The organism is Mesorhizobium sp. B263B2A (assembly GCF_020165775.1).
Taxonomy (GTDB): Bacteria; Pseudomonadota; Alphaproteobacteria; order Rhizobiales; family Rhizobiaceae; genus Mesorhizobium; species Mesorhizobium opportunistum.
In genome coordinates this window covers 129,797-149,468 of sequence record NZ_JAIUIU010000007.1, presented here as the reverse complement: position 1 = coordinate 149,468, position 19,672 = coordinate 129,797, and the positions used below count along the sequence as shown (strand labels likewise).

The window sequence follows — 19,672 nt, the reverse complement described above, 5'->3', positions numbered from 1 at the left end:
TTCGGACTGGATCATGCGCCGAACTCTAATTCCACACGTCCTTTGCGCGTCCAAAGGACGCGCGACGATCTAGTCTGCAACAATATATGGGGACCCGGAAAGTTCCTTTTGGCACAAAAAAGCCCGGGCGAGAGGCCCGGGCGTTGGTCCACAAAGGACGGATAACGGCAATGTGATCGGAGCTTAGCTCCAATCCCTTGCGAGGGTGAGATCAGGCGTTGTCTTCGCCGCCTTCGAACTCGGCGTTCGGATCGAAGAAGTTTTCCGGCCGGGCGTTGTCGTTGATGTCGTCGCCATAAATGGCTTCGGCGGTGGTCAGCGTCTCGCCCTTGGCCTGGCGTTCGGCTTCGTCGGCCGTGCGGGCGATGTTGAGCGTGATCGTGACTTCGACTTCCGGGTGCAGCGCGATCGCCACATTGGTGACACCGATGGTCTTGATCGGCTGGTTGAGCTGGATCTGGTTGCGGTTGACCGTGAAACCTTCCGCCGTCAGCAGGTCGGCGATGTCGCGCGTCGACACCGAACCATAGAGCTGACCGGTCTCGCCGGCCGAGCGGACGGCGATGAAGCTCTTGCCGTCGAGCTTTTCGGCAACCTGGGCGGCTTCCGACTTACGCTCGAGGTTGCGGGCCTCGAGCTGGGCACGCTGGCCTTCGAACTTCTTCTTGTTGGCCTCGTTGGCGCGCAGCGCCTTGCCCTGCGGCAAGAGGAAATTGCGGGCAAAGCCGTCCTTGACCTTGACGGTATCACCCATCTGGCCGAGTCGGGAAACGCGTTCGAGAAGAATGACTTCCATGGTTTTGTTCCTTTCAGTTGGGCGTCGATCTCGGGATCGATGCCAATTCTTGGGAACAGGTCAGGAAGCAAAGGGCGTTGCCGCCGGTGTCGCTGTCCTGCCTGTCGGCAGTTAGAGGCTTTGGCCTCAACCCGGGATTTCCTGCATGTCGCCCAAAAGTGGGTTCCCGGCTTTGGGACAACGACATGCATCGTCAAGACACTCCAGCGGCGCCCGTCGCCGTGGAGAAAAAGCGGGCGACAAAGCCGCCCGCTCGGAGAAATTTAGCGAACCACGTAAGGCAGCAGGCCGAGGAAGCGGGCGCGCTTGATCGCCTTGGCGAGCTCACGCTGCTTCTTCTGGCTGACCGCGGTGATGCGCGACGGCACGATCTTGCCGCGCTCGGAAATGTAGCGCTGCAGCAGACGCACGTCCTTGTAGTCGATTTTGGGCGCGTTGGCGCCGGAGAACGGGCAGGTCTTGCGGCGACGATGGAACGGGCGCCGGGTCGGGATCTGGTTGATGTCGACCATTATTCTGCACCCCCTTCAAAGCCTTCGCGCGGACGGCGCGGACCACGCTCGCCACCGGCATCGCCGAAGCTGCGCGGCGGACGGTCGCCGCGATCGCGGTCGCCGAACGAACGCGGGCCACGGTCACCACGGTCGCGGTCGCCGAAGCCACCGCGCTCCGAGCGCTCTTCGCGCTTCTGCATCATCGCCGAGGGGCCTTCCTCATGCGCCTCGACCTTAATGGTCAGGAAGCGCAGCACGTCCTCGGACAGGCCCATCTGGCGCTCCATCTCGTTGAGCGCTGCCGGCGGGCAGGTGAGGTCCATCAGCGTGTAGTATGCCTTCCGGTTCTTGTTGACCCGGTAGGTGAGGGACTTCAGTCCCCAGTTCTCGACCCGGCCGACGGACCCGCCATTTGCTGCGATGACGCCCTTGTACTGTTCGACAAGCGCATCGACCTGCTGCTGCGAGAGGTCCTGCCGGGCAAGAAACACATGTTCGTAAAGAGCCATTATGTCTTCGTGCCTTTCTTCGTTTCTCTCCCGGTTCCCGGCGGCAAAAGCCTCTGCAACTTCTCTGACCCGGATCCCTTGAGGGGCGGGGAAGAAAGGAGCATGACGAGACGGTCGAGAGCGGAGACACGGGAGGCGGAAGCACTTCTGGCTTCACGCGAAGGTTTTTGAGAAAACCTCCGGCCCTCCGTTCAGCCCCCAGCTAGGACCGGCAGATTGCGGGCGTCTATATAGCAATCCGCAGGGAAGGCAAGGGCGGGTGGCGTTCGCGATGTCGCAGGGGCCCTGTGTCGCAAAGGGGGCGATGTCGCAAGGGGGGCGATGTCGCAGGGGAAGGTCAAATGGCGACAACCGCAAGACTTTGCGATTTCCCCGCAGCGGCAAGCATTTCCGGGGATGAGATGCTTCTCAAGAGCAGATCGCCAACAAGTTCTCGAAGCTGCAACTAACGAATTGAGTGTTCGATCCCCTCAGAGGGACTGCAGGCTCAACTCATGTGGGCTACGACCTTGTCGACCGTTTCGGGGAAGAAGTCCGGCGCCGCGTGCCGCTTGCCGAACATCATGTCATATTGCAGCAGGCGGAAGTCGCGGATCGCCGGGTCGATGTCCTTCTGCCGCGCCCAGTCGGGCGTGGCTTCCCCGGCCGGCGTCAGCAACAGGTTGCGGTCGACGACGCGGTAGCGTTCGCGCATCTCGCCCAGGAAGCCGGTGTAGTAGGGATGGGTGATGCCGGCCGTCTTCAGGATATGATAGGGCAGGAAGGCGGGGCTGACCGCACCCAGGTCCTCGGCCGGACCGGTGCGGTTCGACCAGATGACCAGCGGCGTCTCGTGATGCTGAAGGGCATCCTGCGGTGACGCCTCCTTGCGCGGCGCGACATTGTCCTTGAGGAAGCCGGTTTCGACGTAAACCGGGCCCAGCGGCGGCAGATGGTCGCCGAAGAAGGCGATCACCGTGGGACGGGAGCGCTTCTTTGCCCATTCGACGAGGCGCTCGAGACCGCGATCGGCATCCGCGGATCCCTCCGCATAGCTCAGCAGCGATTCACGCGCCCACTGGCTGATCGGCGCCTGCACCTTGTGGGTCGGGTTGTAGTAGCGGTTCGGCTCGTAGGGACCATGGTTCTGCAGGCTGACCGCGAAGAAGAACACCGGCTGCTCGCTGGCGTCGGCTTCGCGGATGATCTCGTCGGTCATCGCCGCATCCGATGCCAGCGGTCCGCGCTTTTCCATCGGCGGCAGCGTCTCTTCCGACTTGAAGTCGTTGAAGCCGAAATCGGCGTACACCGCGCCGCGGTTCCAGAACCAGTTGGTGCCTGGATGTATGGCACGCGCCTGATAACCCTCGCTCTTCAGGAAGGTTGCCATCGACGGCGTCGGGGTGCGCACATATTGCTGGTAGGGGATGCTGCCGGCCGGCAGGAAGGCGTTCGAGAAGCCGGTCAGCGCTTCGAACTCGATATTGGCGGTCATGCCGCCGAATTCGGGCGAGAACATATAGCCCGAGCGCAACGCCCGCACATTGGGAATGGGGTCCGGCGTAATGGTGACCCCTGGCAGCTTGGTCGGATCCCAGAACGATTCGCTCATGACGACGATGATGTCCGGTTTCTCGGCGGGCACGGAGGCTGTCACCGCTGGCCTCTCGATCGCGGCGATCGCCTTGTCGGAATAGCCGGCCGGCGCCGAGACATGCGCCATCGGCACGTTGAGCGCGAAAGCGAGCGCAAAGCCGTTGGAGGCGTAGTTTTCCTTCTGGTCCCACATGATCGGGATGATCTGCAGCCGGTCCCTGGTCCACGAGAAGGTGGCGTAGTCCATGATCGAGACAAAGAAGGCGAGCAGCGGAACCGCCAGCGTCAGCCGGGCGAGGCGGCCCTTGCGGCTGAGTGCGAGGACCTTGCGGCGCCACAGCCGCCAGCCATAGACGAGCAGCGACAGGCCGGCGACGATGCCGACGACCATGGCGAGCGCGGTCATTGGCCGGTCGCGCACCAGCAATGGCAGCAGGGCGACGATCTGGCGGGCGTAGAGGAAATCCGTCGGATAGAGCGGATCGCCGAGATAATGCGACTTCTGATGGCCGACAAAGGCCAGGGACAGGGTCAGCGGAGCCACGATCATCAGGCTCTGGTGGCTGCGGCCGAGCACGGCGTCGAGGCCGATCAGGATCAGCGCGAACACGACGATCGTGGTCCAGCCCGGCTTGAGCGGTTGCAGGAAGAAGGAGACGGTGCCGGCGAAATCACCGCGCACGATCAGTTCGATGGCGAACACCAGGATGGCCGCGATCGCCAGGCTGATCAGCCCGTAACGGACAACCGGCCATCTCCGGCCCGGCAGGTAGCCGGTGGACGGATCGTCTTCCAGGAATTGCGGCACGGCTTTACCGCTACGTTTCGAACTCTTTGTCACTTCAACTTCCCCACCCAGCGACAAACACGTCACTCGATTGTCATATAATTGTCACGCAAAGCTAGCGCCTGTGGCGGAAATAAGAAGAGCCAGCAAACGATTCGTGAGCGGTTTTCATCAGGAGTGATCGCCAAAAAGCCTTTGGGAACAGGCACTCGGCGGTTGACGAAGCCGCCCGGCAGGGGCGAACTGGGCTTGACTTGGCGGCCTGCCTTGCGTCACAGGCAAGAAAAACCCGCCTATCAGGCAAGCAAAACCAGCCCTTGGGAGCCTTCGCATGGCCGTCGCATTCACCTTTCCGGGACAAGGAAGCCAGGCTGTCGGCATGGGCAAGGATTTCGCCGATAGCTTTCCCGAGGCGCGCAGGGTCTTCCAGGAAGTCGATGACGCGCTCGGCGAAAACCTGTCGAAGCTGATCTGGGAAGGTCCCGAAGAGGCCCTGACGCTGACGGCCAACGCACAGCCGGCGCTGATGGCGGTATCGCTGGCGGCCATCAGGGCGCTGGAATCGCGCGGGTTCTCGCTGAAGGACAAGGTCGCCTATGTCGCCGGCCATTCGCTGGGCGAATATTCGGCTCTGGCCGCCGCGGGCTTCGTTTCCGTTGGCGATGCCGCGCGGCTGCTGCGCATTCGCGGCAACGCCATGCAGGCGGCGGTACCTCCCGGCGAGGGCGCCATGGCAGCGATCATCGGACTGGAGCAGGCGGATGTCGAAGCTGCCTGCGCTGAAGCGGCCAAAGGGTCTGTCTGCCAGGTCGCTAACGACAATGGCGGCGGCCAATTGGTCATCTCCGGCGTCAAGGCCGCAGTCGAACTGGCCGCTAGGCTTTGCACCGAAAAGGGCGCCAAGCGGGCGCTGATGCTGCAGGTCTCGGCACCTTTCCATTCGGCGCTGATGACGCCGGCCGCGGAGATCATGCGCGACGCGCTCGCCGAAGTGGCCAAGGCCGCACCGGTGGTTCCGATCGTCTCGAACGTCACAGTCACCCCGACGAGCGACCCGGACGAGATTTCGCGGCGCCTGGTCGAGCAGGTGGTCGCCCGCGTGCGCTGGCGCGAGACGGTCGAATGGTTCGGCGCCAACGGCGTCACCGCGCTTTATGAGATCGGCGCCGGCAAGGTGCTGTCGGGGCTGGCGCGGCGCATCAACCGCGACATCGCTACCGCGTCGGTCGGTGCGGCGGTTGACGTCGAGGCGGCGCTAGCGGCGCTCTGACTTGAATTCTCCCCTGCGCGGCTGTACATGAATACATGAATACATGTATTCATGAGGATTGCCATGCCGACCTCTATAAGACTGGCTCCCGAGATCGAGGAGCGCCTGGATTTCCTGGCGGCCAGGACCGGCCGCAGCAAGGCTTACTATCTGCGCGAACTCATCGAGCGCGGTATCGAGGAAATGGAAGACTATTACCTCGCCGCTGAAGTTCTGGAGCGGATCAGGCGTGGCGAAGAGGATGTCATGAAGGGCGAGGACTTCTGGCGTGGCCTGGACGCTTGAATACGCCCGTTCAGCGCGCAAATTCGTTGAAAAGCTGGATCCAAAAACGCGGCATCGCATCCGGGACTTCATTGAAAACCGTATCGCGGTGCTCGACAATCCACGTGAAGCCGGCAAGGCGCTGAAGGGCCCTTTGGCGACTTTTTGGAGATACCGGGTTGGGGATTATCGCATTATCTGCGATGTGCAGGACAGCCGGCTGGTCGTTCTGGTGGTAACCATCGGCCACCGTGGTGACATCTACAGATAATCGCCCGCCCCATTTAAGAAGAGGACAAGACATGTTCGAATTGACCGGCCGCAAGGCGCTCGTTACCGGGGCATCGGGAGGCATCGGCGAGGCAATCGCCAGGGTGCTGCATGCGCAGGGCGCCATTGTCGGCCTGCATGGCACGCGCATCGAGAAGCTGGAGACGCTGGCCAACGAACTTGGCGACCGGGTCAAGTTGTTTCCGGCCAATCTGTCGAACCGCGACGAGGTCAAGGCGCTCGGCCAGAAGGCGGAAGCCGATCTGGAAGGTGTCGACATCCTGGTCAACAATGCCGGCATCACCAAGGACGGCCTGTTCGTGCGCATGTCGGACGCCGATTGGGACAGCGTGCTCGAGGTCAATCTGACCGCCGTTTTCCGGCTCACCCGCGAACTCACCCATCCGATGATGCGCCGGCGCCATGGCCGCATCATCAACATCACCTCGGTGGTCGGCGTGACCGGCAATCCCGGCCAGACCAATTACTGCGCCTCCAAGGCCGGCATGATCGGCTTCTCGAAGTCGCTGGCGCAGGAGATCGCCACCCGCAACATCACCGTCAACTGTGTGGCCCCCGGCTTCATCGAATCGGCAATGACCGACAAGCTCAACGACAAGCAGAAAGAGGCGATCATGGCCGCCATTCCGACGCGCCGCATGGGCACCAGCGTTGAAGTCGCATCCGCGGTCGCCTATCTCGCCTCCAACGAAGCAGCTTACGTCACCGGCCAGACCGTCCACGTCAATGGCGGCATGGCGATGATCTGAACCAGGCCCGGCGGCAACGCTGCCGGGTTGTGAAAAGAGACCATTTCGCCTTGGACCTCAGCTATTTTTCGTGTAATGCGGCCCGCAACCCGGCGGTTCGGGCAAAAACCGGTCCGTGGCCGTTGCGTTTCCGGCAGGACCATCTTTCAGCTTGATTAGCGGCATTCTGCCCGCTAACGAAGACAGACAAACAAAAGACGAGGATGCCCAAATGAGTGACACCGCAGAGCGCGTCAAGAAGATCGTCATCGAACACCTTGGCGTCGATGCCGACAAAGTGACGGAGCAGGCGAGCTTCATCGACGATCTGGGCGCCGACAGCCTCGACACGGTCGAACTCGTCATGGCGTTCGAAGAAGAATTCGGCGTCGAGATTCCCGACGACGCGGCCGAGACCATCCTGACCGTCGGCGATGCGGTGAAGTACATCGACAAGGCTTCGGCCTGACGCTTTCCGCAGTTACCACCGGGGAGGACCTGCGATGAGGCGTGTCGTCGTCACGGGCCTTGGGTTGTTGTCGCCGTTCGGCATGGGCTTCGAGCACAGCTGGAAGGAACTTCTGACCGGCCGCAGCGCCGCCAAGCGCATCACCGAGTTCGAGGTGGAGGATCTTGCCTGCAAGATCGCCCACGTCGTTCCGCGTGGCGACGGCAGCAATGCTACCTTCAATCCTGAGGCCGTGCTCGAGCCGAAGGAATTGCGCAAGATCGGCGACTTCATCCTGTACGGGATTGCCGCCGCCGACGAGGCGCTGAAGGATTCCGGCTGGGAACCCAAAACCCATGAAGAGCAGTGCGCCACCGGCGTTCTGATCGGTTCCGGCATCGGTGGTATTGAGGGCATCGCCGAGAACGCGATGATCCTCAAGGAGCGCGGTCCGCGCCGCATCAGCCCTTTCTTCATCCCCGGCCAGATCATCAATCTCGTCTCCGGCCAGGTTTCGATCCGGCACGGGCTGAAGGGCCCGAACCATGCCGTCGTCACCGCCTGCTCGACCGGCGCGCACGCCATTGGCGATGCTGCCCGGCTGATCATGTGGGGCGATGCAGACGTCATGGTCGCCGGCGGTGCCGAAGCGCCGGTGACGCGGCTGTCGATCGCCGGCTTCGCCGCATGCCGGGCGCTGTCGACCGAGCACAATGATACGCCACAGACTGCATCGCGCCCCTACGACCGCGACCGTGACGGCTTCGTCATGGGCGAGGGCGCCGGCGTCGTCGTGCTGGAGGAGCTGGAGCACGCCAAGGCGCGCGGCGCCAAGATCTACGCCGAGGTTACCGGCTATGGCCTGACCGGCGATGCCCATCACATCACCGCGCCCGCCGAGGACGGTGACGGCGCCTTCCGTTGCATGACGGCGGCCCTGAACCGAGCCAAGCTGACGCCTGCCGATGTCGACTACATCAACGCCCATGGCACCTCGACCATGGCCGACACGATCGAGCTCGGCGCCGTCGAGCGGCTTGTCGGCAATGCCGCGTCCAAGATTTCGATGTCGTCGACCAAATCGTCGATCGGCCATCTCCTGGGGGCGGCGGGCGCCGCCGAAGCGATCTTCTCGATCCTCGCGATCAGGGACAATGTCGCGCCTGCGACCATCAACCTCGACAACCCCGAACGCGAAACCGCGATCGACCTGGTGCCGAACAAGCCTCGCTCCCGCCAGATCGACGTGGCGCTGTCCAATTCCTTTGGCTTCGGCGGCACCAACGCATCGCTTGTGTTCCAGCGCTACAATGGCTGATCGTCCGGTTACCGGGCGGTGCTTTGACGTGTCGTCAATTTTGCCATATTCGCCCCTACTCTGCCGCAGGGGATTCGTTGAGAGATCAAACGGTAGGGCGAAATGAACACAAATCCGGCAGGCAACGGAGAATTCGGGCAACGTCCAGCGAGCACTGGGCCGATCGTGCCGAAGACAGCCAGCGAAGCCTTGCGGCCTGAAGCCGGAACGCCGCCGCCGAAGCGCTCGCGCGCTTCTCGCAGCCAGGTCGTCGTGTTCATGAACTTCGTCATCTCCTCGGTGATGCTGATGGTGCTGGCGGCGGGCGTGGCGGTCTACTTCGGCAAGCAGGAATTCACCGAACCCGGCCCCTCGGCCAATGGCGACACTTTCCTGGTCAAGCCGAACACCGGCGTCCAGGATATCGCTGACCAGCTCGAGCGCCGCGGACTGATCAGCGACGCCCGTATCTTCCGGCTTGGCGTGCGTGCCTTCGGCAACGATTCCGCGCTCAAGGCCGGTGAATACGAGGTCAAGCCCAGGGCATCCATGCGCGACATCATGGAGCTTTTGAAGAGCGGCAAGTCGGTGATGTACTCACTGACGATTCCGGAAGGGTTGACTGTCGAGCAGGCTCTGCAGCGTATCGCCGGCGAGCCCGCCTTGAGCGGCGACATGCCGGCCAAGACGCCACCCGAGGGCAGCCTGGCCACCGACACGCTGCGTTTCACGCGCGGCGCGACGCGCCAGCAGATGATCGACAAGTTGCTGGGCGATCAGAAGAAGCTGGTCGACGAGGTATGGCAGCGGCGCGCGCCGGACCTGCCGCTGTCGAACGTCGACGAGTTCGTCACCCTGGCCTCGATCGTCGAGAAGGAAACCGGCAAGGGTGACGAGCGTTCACGGGTGGCTGCGGTCTTCCTGAACCGGCTGGCCAAGGGCATGCGCCTGCAATCCGATCCAACCATCATCTATGGTCTGTTCGGCGGCAAGGGCAAGCCGGTGGACCGGCCGATCTACCAGTCCGACATACAGAAGCAGACGCCTTACAACACCTATCTGATCAGCGGCCTGCCGCCGACGCCCATCGCCAATCCGGGGCGTGCGGCACTTGAGGCCGTGGCCAATCCATCGAAGACCGACGATCTCTATTTCGTTGCCGATGGCACGGGCGGTCACGTTTTTGCCGCGACGCTGGACGAGCACAATGAAAACGTCGCCCGCTATCGTGCGTTGCAGAAGAAGCAGGCCGATGAAGCGGCCAAGGCCGCCGCAGCCGCCGGGGCCAGCGGCAGTGCCGACAAACCTGCTGACGGCAGCGACGGCGACAGTGGCGACGCCGGCGGCGATGCGGGTGCCGCCCAGTAAGACGAAGAAGGCTGGAAGGGCGACAGCCCTGACATTTGAAGCAACGCCACGCGTCCGATTTCGACGTCCCGCGGCGTGATCGTTTTTAAGCAGCATCTGCCCTGTCCGGGATGGTTTCGGGGCGATGCGCCATGGGTGTGTAGGCGACATGAATTTGCAGAGCATGACCGGATTTGCCCGTGCCGTCGCCGAGCATGAAGGGACCTCGGTCGCTTGGGAGGTCAAGTCCGTCAACGGCAAGAGCGTCGAGGTGCGGCTGCGGCTGCCGCAAGGATTCGAGCGGCTGGAGCCGGCGGTCAGGCAAACGCTGCAGAAGCGTTTCGCCCGTGGCAATTTCCAGGCGACGCTGACCATCGGCCGTGCCGCCGGCGCGCAGGCGCAGCCGGTCGTCAACGAGGCGTTCCTGAAAGATCTGGCGGGGCTCGCCAAGCGGCTGCAGGAACAATTTGGCGTTGCTCCCGCGACGGCCGACGGCCTGCTTTCGCTGCGTGGCGTGCTCGACATTCCCGAAACTATCGAAACCGAAGAGGCGCGCTCCGCGCTCGATGCGGCCATCATGGCGGCGCTAGACGTGGCGCTGAAAGGGCTCGAACAGGCGCGGCACGGCGAGGGTGCTGCACTGGCGCTGCTTTTGTCCGGCCATATCGACGCCATCGAGGCCTTGACGCTGCTCGCCGAGGCGGACCCGTCGCGCGATGCGGCGGCGATCCGTGAACGCATCGCCGAGCAGGTCAGGCTGCTGATGGACCCGTCCGCCAACCTGGACGCGAGCCGGCTGCACATGGAAGCGGCGTTTCTTGCCACCAAGGCCGACATTCGCGAAGAGATCGACCGGTTGAAAACGCATGTCGCGTCTGGCCGGGCGCTGATCGAGGGCGGCGGCGCCGTCGGCCGCAAGCTCGATTTTCTGGCACAGGAATTTAACCGCGAATCGAATACGCTGTGTTCGAAGTCGAACGCCGCAGCCGTCACCGCGATCGGGCTGGAACTGAAGGCCGTGGTCGACCAGTTTCGTGAACAGGTCCAGAATCTGGAGTAGCCGATGGTTGCCAAGGAACCGATGGTTGCCAGGGATTTGGGCTCCCGCATTCGTCGCCGGGGGCTGATGCTCGTCCTGTCGTCGCCATCCGGCGCCGGCAAGTCGACCATCGCGCGCAACCTTCTGGAAAGCGACTCCAGCCTCGAACTGTCGGTCTCGGTCACCACCAGGCCGCGTCGCGGCAGCGAGATCGAGGGTGTTCACTACCATTTCCGCACGATGCGCGACTTCGAACGTTTGCGCGATTCCGATGCGCTGCTCGAGTGGGCCGAGGTGCATGGCAACTGCTATGCGACACCGCGCGAACCCGCCGAACTGGCGCTGGCGCAAGGCCGCGACATGCTCTTCGACATCGACTGGCAAGGCGCCCAGCAGCTCAAGGAGAAGATGCGCGCCGATATCGTCTCGATCTTCATCCTGCCGCCGTCGATGAAGGAACTGAAAGCGCGCCTGAAGCGCCGCGCCGAGGACCAGGAAGCGGTGATCGAGACGCGGCTCAAGAACGCCCGCAACGAGATCGAGCACTGGAAGGAATATGATTTCGTCATCGTCAATGACGACCTCGACCGTGCCTTCGCCGAAGTGCGCGGCATCGTCGTGGCCGAGCGGCTAAGGCGCGATCGCCGGCCTGGTCTGTTCGATTTCGTCTCTGGCCTGTTGGACGAAAAGACCGGCTGACCGGTTTCAGGATGCCATGCCGTCGACCAGGATCAGATTGCGGCTGAGCGCAGCGTCGCGCACGTCCAGTGCAGCGGCATACTCAGCGGAAGCGTACCAACGCCTGGCCCGTTCCATGTCAGGAAATTCGACGACGATCAGCGGCCCGGGATGCCACTTGCCTTCCAGCGCCTCCACCTGGCCGCCACGCACCAGATAGCGCCCGCCGTGCTGTGCGATGGAGGCAGCGGCACGGGTCCGATAGATCTCGATCGCCTCTTCGTCGCGGATGGTGACATCGGAAATGATGTAGGCGGGCATTTGGTTCTCCAGCATGTTTGCCAGATTATCTATGCCGTGAGCGAGGCGTTTCCAGGGCTGCCGGTGCTAGAGCATTTCACCGTTTCACGGAAACGGCGAACCGCTCTATCTCTTTGTTTTTACGCAATTCCGGACGGAAAACCGTGTCACATTTTTCCTGGAATTGCTCTATACCAAATTGGTCAGCCGCACGAACTCCTCGACGCTGAGCGTTTCGGCACGGCGGGTCGGATCGATGCCTGCGCGCTCGAGCAGGGCCTCGCCGCCGAGGCCTTTCACGCTCTGCCGCAACATCTTCCGGCGTTGGCCGAAAGCGGCTTCCGTGACGCGGCCGAGTTTTTTCACGTCGGCGGGCAGGGGTGTCGCGCGCGGCTCCAGATGCACCACCGACGAGGTGACCTTGGGCGGCGGCGTGAATGCCTGGGGCGGTACGTCGAAGGCGATCCTGGCCTGGGTACGCCAGCCGGCCAGCACGCCAAGCCTGCCATAGGCATCGCTGCCGGGCGCGGCGACGATGCGCTGGGCCACCTCACGCTGGAACATCAGCGTCATCGAGGCATAGAAGGGCGGCCAGTCCGTGACCGTCAGCCAGCGGATCAGCAACTCGGTGCCTATGTTGTAGGGCAGGTTGGCCACGATCTTCGTCGGCGCGCCGGCGGCGAGCGCGGCAAAGTCCGTTTTCAGCGCGTCGCCGGCAATAATCTCCAGCCGGCCCGGATAATGTTCCGAAACCTCGGCCAACGCCGCCAGGCAGCGTTCGTCGCGCTCGATGGCAATGACCCGTCGGGCGCCGTTGAAAAGCAGCGCCCTTGTCAGGCCGCCGGGGCCCGGCCCAACCTCGATTATCGTGGTGTTTGTCAGGTCGCCCGCGGCACGCGCGACCTTGCTGGTTAGATTGAGGTCGAGCAGGAAATTCTGGCCGAGCGCCTTTTTCGCCTGCAGCTCATGGCGCTCGATGACGTCGCGCAGCGGCGGCAACCCGTCGATGCTCATGCCGGAAAGCCAGAAGGGGGAGTGTTCATGCGGCCGCGGCCCTTGCGTCGGTGTCAGCCAGCTTCCTGGCCAGCTTCAACGCAGCGATCAGGCTGTCGGGGCGCGCAATGCCCTTGCCGGCGATGTCGAAGGCGGTGCCATGGTCGGGCGAGGTTCGGATGAAGGGCAGGCCGAGCGTGACGTTGACCGCCTCGTCGAAGGCCAATGCCTTGGCCGGGATCAGAGCCTGGTCGTGATACATGCACAGCGCTACGTCGTAGCCCGCCCGCGCCCGGGGATGAAACAATGTGTCGGCCGGCAGGGGACCGAAAGCGTCGATGCCCTCGGCACGCAGGATGTCGACGGCCGGGCGCACGATACGCTCGTCCTCCAGGCCCATGGAGCCGCCTTCGCCGGCATGCGGGTTGAGGCCCGCGATGGCGAGCCTCGGCCTGGCGATGCCGAACCGGCTGGCGAGATCGGCGGCGGTAATGTGTGCGGTGGCTACGATCAACTCGGTGGTCAGGGCCTTCGGCACCTCGGCCAGGGCGATGTGGATGGTGACGGGAACCGTGCGCAGGTCAGGGCCCGCCAGCATCATCACCGGCAGCGCCTCGACGCCGGTGTGCCGGGCCGCCAGATGCGCCAGATATTCGGTATGGCCGGGAAAGCGGAATCCGGCGTCGTAGAGCGGCTTCTTGGCGATGGGGCACGTGACGACGGCGGCGGCGTCACCGGCAAGGCAGGCAGCGACAGCGCGATCGATGGCCTCGACGGTGGCGGCTGCATTGGCCGGATCCGGCCGGCCCGGACTGTCGACGCAGCGCGCCGTCAGCGGAACGATCGGCAGGGCCTGGGCGAATGCCCGTGCCGATTGCGCGGGCGTTGTCTCGATGATCGGCACCGACAGGCCGAGCTGGCCTGCCCGCGAGGCGATCAGTGCCGGATCGGCAAGCAGATAGAAGGCAGGCACGCCAAGAGCTTCACGCGCCATGAAGGCGGCGATGGCGATTTCGGGGCCGATGCCGGATGGATCGCCGGCGCTCAACGCCAGCGCGGTCACCGCATCGTCCAGGTCAGCGCCATTCACGTCAGCGCCACCCACGTTAGCGCTTGACGATGTGGGCTTTCGCCTTCAACTCTTCGACATATTTCTTGCTGAGCTCGTCGGCATTCTTGTCGCTGGAGCCTTCGCTCTGGAACACCATCTGGGCGGTCTTGTCGTCGGACACTTCACGCGATGAGCAGATGCCGATGAACTCGACGCCGCGCTCGGTCTCACGCGTGACGGTGGCGCCGCCGACCTTGGTCGCCTTGATCTGCTCGGCCCAGTCCGGCGGCAATTGCGGCGCCAGCACCCGGCCCAGGTCGCGAACGGTGACGTCGATCAAGCCCTTGGCGAACTCGCGCGTCGTGGTGCAGCCGTTGAAACGGGCGCGCATGGCGTCGGCCTCGCGCTTGCGCTTGGCCAGCGTGGCGCTGCGCTCGGACGCCGGCACGACGAAGATGACCTGCTGCAGCATGTATTCGGTGGCGCTTGGCTTGGCGCCACCCTTGTCGAGCATGCGCCTGACCGCATCCTGCTCGGTCACGCTGCCGCCCTCGCCGGAACGATAGCGCGCGCCCAAGGCCTGGTTCCAGGCCATCTGGGCGCGGATGAACTCCTTGAAGTGGTCCTTGCCGACGCCGGATTTTTCCATGACGCCGTTAAGCTGGCTGAGTTGCATCTTGTTGCTGGTTGCAAAGCGCTGATAGGCCGCTTCGACTTGGGCGTCGCTGATGCGGATACCAAGCCGTCTGGCTTCCGCGAGGCGCAGCGTCTGGTCGATCATTTCCTGGGCTGCATCGCCCTTCTTGCGCTGCAGTTTGAGGAAGGCGGCACGATGCGCGATATCACCAGTGGTGATCGGTACGTTGTTGACGACGTATTTGATCTCACTGGCGAAAGCCGGCGGCATCATGACGGTCATCGACACGGATGTCGCCGCCACAAGCAGCGCAAACCCTGCTGAAAAGAGGTATTTCCTCATCCTTGGCATCCCAATTTCATCCCCGGCTCCGCCCAATTTCGTCCTCATCCGGATGCGCGAATCCGTGCCAGCCCTATGCGGCGAAACGATGTCGCCGACTACTGGATGGTGTCGATGGCGTTGGTCGACGAGCCGAAGTCGCCGAGCGTACGGAACGACAGGTTGAAGCCGATGCTCTGCGTCACCTCCCTGGTGTTCAGGTCGCGCGACTGCGAGTACGTCATCAGATAGGTGAAGCAGGAATCATTATAGGCAAAGCCCACCCCATCCTTGACTAGCAGGCTTTCCTGCAGGTCGTAGGTGCCTGTACCGAAGACGCGCCAGTTCTCGGCAAGATGCGTCGAGGCACCCAGCGTGACTTCATGACGGTCGGTGGTGAAGCCATAGAGCGGCTGAGCCTGGATGAAGGCATATTTGGCGCTCAGCGATACCGGCAGCCCCGAATAGGCGGCCTTGAACTCGGCACGGCGGATCTCGAAGGTCTGTTCGTCGAAGCGACCGCTGACCGAGGCCGCGAACCCGTTGGGGCTGTTGATGCCAAACAGGCCGACATAGTCGGACTTGGTGTCCTGAAGACCCGAATAGGCGCCGACATTGACCAGATCCGGCGCCGCGAAGGAGTTCTCGCCGCCAATCTGATAGGACTGGCCGAAAATGGCGTTGGTGCCCCAGCCGTTCATATAGGAGCCGGAATAGCGGAAGCCGACATTGGCGCGCGTGCCGCCTTCCACACGATCGTAGCCGGAGAACTTGTCGCGTTCGAACAGGGTGGTCGCATCGAACACCATGCTCTGGGCGTCTTCGTTCGGAATGGCGAGGCCGCCGACATACTGTTCGTTCGGACGCACAAAGACCTGTGCCATCGGTTCGATGACATGGCTGGACCCGCTGGCCATCGAAAACAGCAGCGGCCAGCGCATCTCCAACCCGGCGGTTGCCATGTAACGGGCAAATGACGAGCGCATGTCGTCCTGCTCGCCCAAATTCGTCGCCATCTGGTTGACGGCGGCGAGCGAAGCCGACGAAGCGTTGAGGTAGTCGACGTCGCCCTGCAGCGCCAGCAACGGGGTCAGCACCAGCCCGTCATCGGTGACGAATGACCGTTTCCACTCGGCCTCGGCGGTCAGGCGGCCGGATTCACCTTCAATGCCGCGCACGCGCTGGGTACCCGAGCCGGGCACGTAAGGCGTGAAGTAAGTCTGATCGAGTTCATCGCGACGGAGGACCCGCGCGTTGACATTGAGGGACAACTGGCCGCCGGCGACCGCGACGTCGGGGATGTTTGTATAGTCGAACGACGGCAGCACCCAGGGCTGCTGGTCGCTTCGCGCGGAGATATAGTTGTTGGGCGTGTTCTCCTGGACATCGAAGTGCATGGCGCGCACGTCGAAATAATTGCGGCCGTTGAGACCCGTCAGGTAAACCGTCGACTGGTGGACGGCGGCATTGTACTTGTCGATGTTGTAGGTGCTGGAGAAGTCCTTGTCGGTCTGCAGCAGAACGTCCCAGCCGAAATTCCAGCGTTCGTTGATGGCGAACTTGCCCTGCGTGCCCATCATGCCGCGGAACTTGTTCGGATCGCCCGCCGCGCCCGAATCGATGTTGTGGCCACCGGTAGAGGGGAAGGCGGTGGTATCAATGAAAGCGTCGGGGTTCTGCTGCTGGATCCCGGCGATCTTCAAACTGTATTCGCCGTTGTTAAAACGCTGGCGCCACTCGGCCTCTCCGAGGAAGCCCTGCTTGGTGTAGCCGCTTCCCGACACCGTCAGGTCATAGGTCGGCGACAGTGCGAAATAATAGGGAACCTTGACGCTGTAGCCCAGGTGGCTGTTGTAGCTGATGCTGGGGATCAGGAAGCCGCTCTTGCGCTTGACCGTCGGGTCGGCAATCTCGAACGCCGGCAGGTAGGCGAGCGGGAAGCCAAAGAACTCGAAATTCGCGTTCTCGAAGCGAACCGTTTTCTTCTCGCCGTTCCAGATGATCTTCCTGGCCTTCACGCGCCAGGTCGGCGCTTTGTTGGGCTTGTCCTCGCACGGCTCGCAGGCGGTGTAGACGCCATTGTGGAACGTGGTCAGCACGCCGCCCATGCGTTCGGCGCTTTCGGCGGCGAAATAGGCCTTGTCGATGGTCTCGACGCGCAGCGCGTTGACGAAACCGTCGGCGAAATCGTCGGTTATGTCGATATGATCCGAATTGATCTTGGTGCCGTCGCTGTTGATGACTTCGACATTGCCGCTGGCGACCATCCGCTTGGTGTTGCGGTCGTATACGACTTTCTGGGCAACCAGGCGGTTGCCGCCATAATCAATCTGCACGCCGCCGACGGCGGTCACGGTCTGGTTGTCGTTGTTGTAAACCAGCGTGTCGGCGGCCAGCAGCATCTGCGAGCCGGACGGAACCTTGGCCGCAACGTCACCGACCTCCTGCGCGACCGCAGGCAGCGGGACGGCGCAGGCAAACAAGCATGCCAAAGCGCTCGCCGCATAAAGGCGCGCCAAATGGGCCTGCCTGCTGCTGGGCAAAACCGCTTCCCTCACTAGCCGTCTTCCTTGTATAGCAGGAAAGTCACCCCGAAGAACATAGCTACCACGACCGGCACCCAGGCGGCTACGGCAGTCGGCACGAATCCCGCCACGCCGAATGCCTTCACCAGCACCGAAACGACATAAAGCAGAAAGCCGGCAACGACGCCACCCAGAATCATCGTCGCCGATTGTCCCATCCTCGCAAATCGCATTGAAACTGTTGCAGCAATCAGCGTCATGGCGACGAGGAGGAACGGCAACGCCACCAGCGAATCAAACTGCATGGCAAAGGCATTTGCCTTGAGGCCGAAGGAACGGGCAACCTCGATTTTTCCGGGCAGGTCGTAGAAAGGAATGGTTTCCGGGCGCGCCAGCCGCTCCTGCACGAATTCCGGCTTCAGATTGGTCGGCACGCGATCGTTCGCCGCAGACTGGATGACGCCGTTCCTGAAGGTCTTGACGTCCTGCAATTCCCAATAACCGTCCCGAAGGTAAGCGCGCACCGCATCCTTGCGCTCGGCGATATTGCCTTGCTGGTCGAGGATGAAAAAGACGGCGTCGGACATCTCCAAGCCCTGGTTGAGGATAGCCCGCGCGCCGATGATGGTGTCGCCGGAACTGGTTTTCTGGCGAATCCAGGGCGCCGCGTCGGCCGAAACCGTGTTCGATTTTCCGGAGCGCAACTGGGTCTCGATCTGTTCGGACAAGGAGAAGGCGTGCGCGGCGAGCGGGTTGATGATCCCGACCGATACGACGCCGAACAGCAGTGCTCCGATGCAGCACGGCAAAAGGAATTGCCAGGCGGAGACGCCGGCCGAACGCGCGATGACCAGCTCGTAGCGCCGGTTGAGCGATACCAGCGTCGCCATCGCCGAGAACAGGCCGACGAATGGCACCGTCTGCAGCATGATCATCGGCATCCGGAGGCCTGAAATGGCCATCGCCGTCCCATAGGTGAAGCCGGGCAAGCCGGTGGTACGGCCGGACAGCTCGGTGAAATCGATCAGGAACACCAGCGCCAGCAGGCCGAGGAAGAACCAGATCGTGATCGCCACGTAGCGGAAGAAGAAATATCGGCCCAGCGTCCAGCCCATCAGCCGACCCTCTGACCTGAAGTGTCGCGCCTGGACAAACGCAGTTTGAGGGAATTCCAGCCGTCACCGATGCGGTTGGCCAGATTTGTCATCCAATCCGCCCAGGCCACCGGCAATTCCATGGTCCGGTTGGAGACGATGAACCAGATCGCCACCGCCGAGGCCACGATGGGCACGCCATAGACCATATAGCCGTATTGCGGGATCTCATCGGCCTTGCTCGCGGCAAAGAAGCCCAGCCAGCGCACGAACAGCGATATTGCAATGGCCGTGATCAGCGGATTGACGCGCGCCTCCCGGTGCGAGCGCGCGTCGCCCGCGACCGCCAGTGCGATCAATGCGAAGACCATGGAATAGGTCCACTCTGAAAACCGCTGGTCGATCTCGGCCCGGTACTCCTGTGGATTTTGCTGATAGTTCTTGTCGTTGGCGCTGGGATTGAGCAGGTATTGGGTGGTCTGGTCCTTCGGCAGCAGCGTTACTTGATTGGCCGCCGACATGAAGGCCGACATGTCAAAGGCATAGGAGGTGAACCGGATGACACTGAGGTCACCGGTCAGCGTTTTGCGATGAATGACGCCGTCATTCATCATCAGCACCTTTTCGCCGCCGCGTTCGATGATGCTGCCGGTCTTGGCATAATAGACGAGATTGACGCCTTCCTCGCGCGAATCGGCGACGAAGATGCCACCCAGTTTATTGTCGGGGAGCCGCTCGCCGATCTGCAGGAACAGCCCGTCCTCGATCTTTCGGAAGGTGCCTTCCTGGATGATCAGCGACAACAGGTCGGAGCGCGACTCCGCCACCAGGGCGCGGTTTTTCTGCCGCGCATAGGGGTCGATGCCGTTGTCCACCGCAAAGGAAAAGACGCTTGCGGCCAGCGCCAGAAGCATGATCGGCCGCACGATCGTCCACCGCGAGGCGCCCGAGGCGTTGACGACCGCGAGCTCCGAATCCGAATTCATGACGCTGAGTGTCTGGGCGACCGCTACCACCAGCGCGAAAGGCACGACGATCGGGATGATCGAGGGAAGGATGAGGGATGCGACCTCGAAGAAGGTCAGGGCGGACTGGCCGCTGTCGGTGACCAGATCGATCTTGGCCAGCACCTGCGTCGTCCACACGATGGCCAGCGTCCAGACCAGCGCCGCCATGAAGACCACGAAAGCGCGGCGCATGATGTAGCGTTCAACGACCGTCATGAAGG

At 62.8% G+C, this 19,672-nt stretch carries 20 protein-coding genes; 9 read left to right on the top strand and 11 right to left on the bottom strand.

From position 1 onward, the window contains the following. Nucleotides 1–211: 211 nt before the first annotated feature. The 4 genes from rplI to LB568_RS14425 form a co-directional block, all read right to left on the bottom strand. The gene (gene rplI, locus LB568_RS14440; RefSeq protein ID WP_013896306.1) at nt 212–796 is read right to left on the bottom strand and encodes a 50S ribosomal protein L9; all 585 of its coding nucleotides are present in this window, start codon (nt 794–796) and stop codon (nt 212–214) included. A 263-nt stretch (nt 797–1,059) separates the two neighbouring features. Then, nucleotides 1,060–1,308: a 30S ribosomal protein S18 gene (rpsR, locus tag LB568_RS14435; protein ID WP_006203718.1), complete on the bottom strand. Its 249-nt coding sequence runs from the start codon at nt 1,306–1,308 to the stop codon at nt 1,060–1,062. Further along, complete coding sequence (gene rpsF / locus LB568_RS14430; protein ID WP_013896305.1) at nt 1,308–1,799, bottom strand: 30S ribosomal protein S6; 492 nt, start codon at nt 1,797–1,799, stop codon at nt 1,308–1,310. Before rpsF ends, rpsR begins: the two co-directional genes overlap by 1 nt. A gap of 487 nt (nt 1,800–2,286) precedes the next feature. Further along, entirely contained in the window at nt 2,287–4,239 is a 1,953-nt protein-coding gene (locus LB568_RS14425; RefSeq protein ID WP_013896304.1) for an LTA synthase family protein, read from the bottom strand. Nucleotides 4,240–4,492: 253 nt separating this feature from the next. Here LB568_RS14425 and fabD point away from each other — a divergent pair, with 253 nt between their 5' ends. The 9 genes from fabD to gmk all read left to right on the top strand — a co-directional run bounded on the left by fabD (nt 4,493) and on the right by gmk (nt 11,544). Next, nucleotides 4,493–5,431 carry an ACP S-malonyltransferase gene (gene fabD, locus LB568_RS14420; RefSeq protein ID WP_224730484.1) on the top strand — a complete coding sequence of 313 codons (939 nt, stop codon included), beginning with the start codon at nt 4,493–4,495 and terminating at the stop codon, nt 5,429–5,431. A 63-nt stretch (nt 5,432–5,494) separates the two neighbouring features. Further along, nucleotides 5,495–5,716, top strand: coding sequence for a ribbon-helix-helix protein, CopG family (locus tag LB568_RS14415; protein WP_013896302.1), 222 nt, complete (start codon nt 5,495–5,497; stop codon nt 5,714–5,716). Next, nucleotides 5,700–5,966: a type II toxin-antitoxin system RelE family toxin gene (locus tag LB568_RS14410; RefSeq protein ID WP_013896301.1), complete on the top strand. Its 267-nt coding sequence runs from the start codon at nt 5,700–5,702 to the stop codon at nt 5,964–5,966. Before LB568_RS14415 ends, LB568_RS14410 begins: the two co-directional genes overlap by 17 nt. Before the next feature lie 31 nt (nt 5,967–5,997). Then, complete coding sequence (gene fabG, locus LB568_RS14405; protein WP_023779657.1) at nt 5,998–6,735, top strand: 3-oxoacyl-[acyl-carrier-protein] reductase; 738 nt, start codon at nt 5,998–6,000, stop codon at nt 6,733–6,735. 211 nt (nt 6,736–6,946) lie between these two features. Then, entirely contained in the window at nt 6,947–7,183 is a 237-nt protein-coding gene (locus LB568_RS14400; protein ID WP_006203723.1) for an acyl carrier protein, read from the top strand. 34 nt (nt 7,184–7,217) lie between these two features. Beyond that, a complete protein-coding gene (gene fabF / locus LB568_RS14395; protein WP_013896299.1) occupies nt 7,218–8,480 on the top strand; it encodes a beta-ketoacyl-ACP synthase II in 1,263 nt (420 codons plus the stop codon). Between the two features lie 102 nt (nt 8,481–8,582). Beyond that, nucleotides 8,583–9,827 (top strand): endolytic transglycosylase MltG, encoded by a 1,245-nt coding sequence (gene mltG, locus LB568_RS14390; RefSeq protein ID WP_140571839.1) that lies wholly within the window; start codon nt 8,583–8,585, stop codon nt 9,825–9,827. Nucleotides 9,828–9,975: 148 nt separating this feature from the next. Continuing rightward, nucleotides 9,976–10,866 carry a YicC/YloC family endoribonuclease gene (locus LB568_RS14385; protein ID WP_224730483.1) on the top strand — a complete coding sequence of 297 codons (891 nt, stop codon included), beginning with the start codon at nt 9,976–9,978 and terminating at the stop codon, nt 10,864–10,866. Between the two features lie 21 nt (nt 10,867–10,887). Then, on the top strand, nt 10,888–11,544 hold the full coding sequence (gene gmk, locus LB568_RS14380; protein WP_049802478.1) for a guanylate kinase: 657 nt from the start codon (nt 10,888–10,890) through the stop codon (nt 11,542–11,544). 6 nt (nt 11,545–11,550) lie between these two features. On the opposite strand, the gene LB568_RS14375 is transcribed toward gmk, so the two are convergent. The 7 genes from LB568_RS14375 to lptF form a co-directional block, all read right to left on the bottom strand. Further along, nucleotides 11,551–11,844, bottom strand: a complete 294-nt coding sequence (locus tag LB568_RS14375) for a DUF1330 domain-containing protein (RefSeq protein ID WP_140571835.1) — start codon at nt 11,842–11,844, stop codon at nt 11,551–11,553. Nucleotides 11,845–12,012: 168 nt separating this feature from the next. Next, nucleotides 12,013–12,837, bottom strand: coding sequence for a 16S rRNA (adenine(1518)-N(6)/adenine(1519)-N(6))-dimethyltransferase RsmA (rsmA, locus tag LB568_RS14370; protein WP_224730482.1), 825 nt, complete (start codon nt 12,835–12,837; stop codon nt 12,013–12,015). Nucleotides 12,838–12,862: 25 nt separating this feature from the next. Beyond that, a complete protein-coding gene (gene pdxA / locus LB568_RS14365; RefSeq protein ID WP_224730527.1) occupies nt 12,863–13,891 on the bottom strand; it encodes a 4-hydroxythreonine-4-phosphate dehydrogenase PdxA in 1,029 nt (342 codons plus the stop codon). Nucleotides 13,892–13,922: 31 nt separating this feature from the next. Next, the gene (locus LB568_RS14360; RefSeq protein WP_224730481.1) at nt 13,923–14,855 is read right to left on the bottom strand and encodes a SurA N-terminal domain-containing protein; all 933 of its coding nucleotides are present in this window, start codon (nt 14,853–14,855) and stop codon (nt 13,923–13,925) included. A gap of 89 nt (nt 14,856–14,944) precedes the next feature. Then, on the bottom strand, nt 14,945–17,383 hold the full coding sequence (locus tag LB568_RS14355) for an LPS-assembly protein LptD (RefSeq protein ID WP_181176719.1): 2,439 nt from the start codon (nt 17,381–17,383) through the stop codon (nt 14,945–14,947). Next, on the bottom strand, nt 17,383–18,468 hold the full coding sequence (gene lptG, locus LB568_RS14350; RefSeq protein WP_031250372.1) for an LPS export ABC transporter permease LptG: 1,086 nt from the start codon (nt 18,466–18,468) through the stop codon (nt 17,383–17,385). Before lptG ends, LB568_RS14355 begins: the two co-directional genes overlap by 1 nt. After that, nucleotides 18,465–19,667 carry an LPS export ABC transporter permease LptF gene (gene lptF, locus LB568_RS14345; protein WP_224730480.1) on the bottom strand — a complete coding sequence of 401 codons (1,203 nt, stop codon included), beginning with the start codon at nt 19,665–19,667 and terminating at the stop codon, nt 18,465–18,467. The genes lptG and lptF overlap by 4 nt, the downstream gene beginning before the upstream one ends. Nucleotides 19,668–19,672: the final 5 nt, after the last annotated feature.

What these genes read in the sequence shown, in the direction of transcription:
- rplI (WP_013896306.1), bottom strand. Translation starts at nt 796, where the DNA reads ATGGAAGTCATTCTTCTCGAACGCGTTTCCCGACTCGGCCAGATGGGT.
- rpsR (WP_006203718.1), bottom strand. Translation starts at nt 1,308, where the DNA reads ATGGTCGACATCAACCAGATCCCGACCCGGCGCCCGTTCCATCGTCGC.
- rpsF (WP_013896305.1), bottom strand. Translation starts at nt 1,799, where the DNA reads ATGGCTCTTTACGAACATGTGTTTCTTGCCCGGCAGGACCTCTCGCAG.
- fabD (WP_224730484.1), top strand. Translation starts at nt 4,493, where the DNA reads ATGGCCGTCGCATTCACCTTTCCGGGACAAGGAAGCCAGGCTGTCGGC.
- LB568_RS14415 (WP_013896302.1), top strand. Translation starts at nt 5,495, where the DNA reads ATGCCGACCTCTATAAGACTGGCTCCCGAGATCGAGGAGCGCCTGGAT.
- fabG (WP_023779657.1), top strand. Translation starts at nt 5,998, where the DNA reads ATGTTCGAATTGACCGGCCGCAAGGCGCTCGTTACCGGGGCATCGGGA.
- LB568_RS14400 (WP_006203723.1), top strand. Translation starts at nt 6,947, where the DNA reads ATGAGTGACACCGCAGAGCGCGTCAAGAAGATCGTCATCGAACACCTT.
- fabF (WP_013896299.1), top strand. Translation starts at nt 7,218, where the DNA reads ATGAGGCGTGTCGTCGTCACGGGCCTTGGGTTGTTGTCGCCGTTCGGC.
- mltG (WP_140571839.1), top strand. Translation starts at nt 8,583, where the DNA reads ATGAACACAAATCCGGCAGGCAACGGAGAATTCGGGCAACGTCCAGCG.
- LB568_RS14385 (WP_224730483.1), top strand. Translation starts at nt 9,976, where the DNA reads ATGAATTTGCAGAGCATGACCGGATTTGCCCGTGCCGTCGCCGAGCAT.
- gmk (WP_049802478.1), top strand. Translation starts at nt 10,888, where the DNA reads ATGGTTGCCAGGGATTTGGGCTCCCGCATTCGTCGCCGGGGGCTGATG.
- LB568_RS14375 (WP_140571835.1), bottom strand. Translation starts at nt 11,844, where the DNA reads ATGCCCGCCTACATCATTTCCGATGTCACCATCCGCGACGAAGAGGCG.
- rsmA (WP_224730482.1), bottom strand. Translation starts at nt 12,837, where the DNA reads ATGAGCATCGACGGGTTGCCGCCGCTGCGCGACGTCATCGAGCGCCAT.
- LB568_RS14360 (WP_224730481.1), bottom strand. Translation starts at nt 14,855, where the DNA reads ATGCCAAGGATGAGGAAATACCTCTTTTCAGCAGGGTTTGCGCTGCTT.
- lptF (WP_224730480.1), bottom strand. Translation starts at nt 19,667, where the DNA reads ATGACGGTCGTTGAACGCTACATCATGCGCCGCGCTTTCGTGGTCTTC.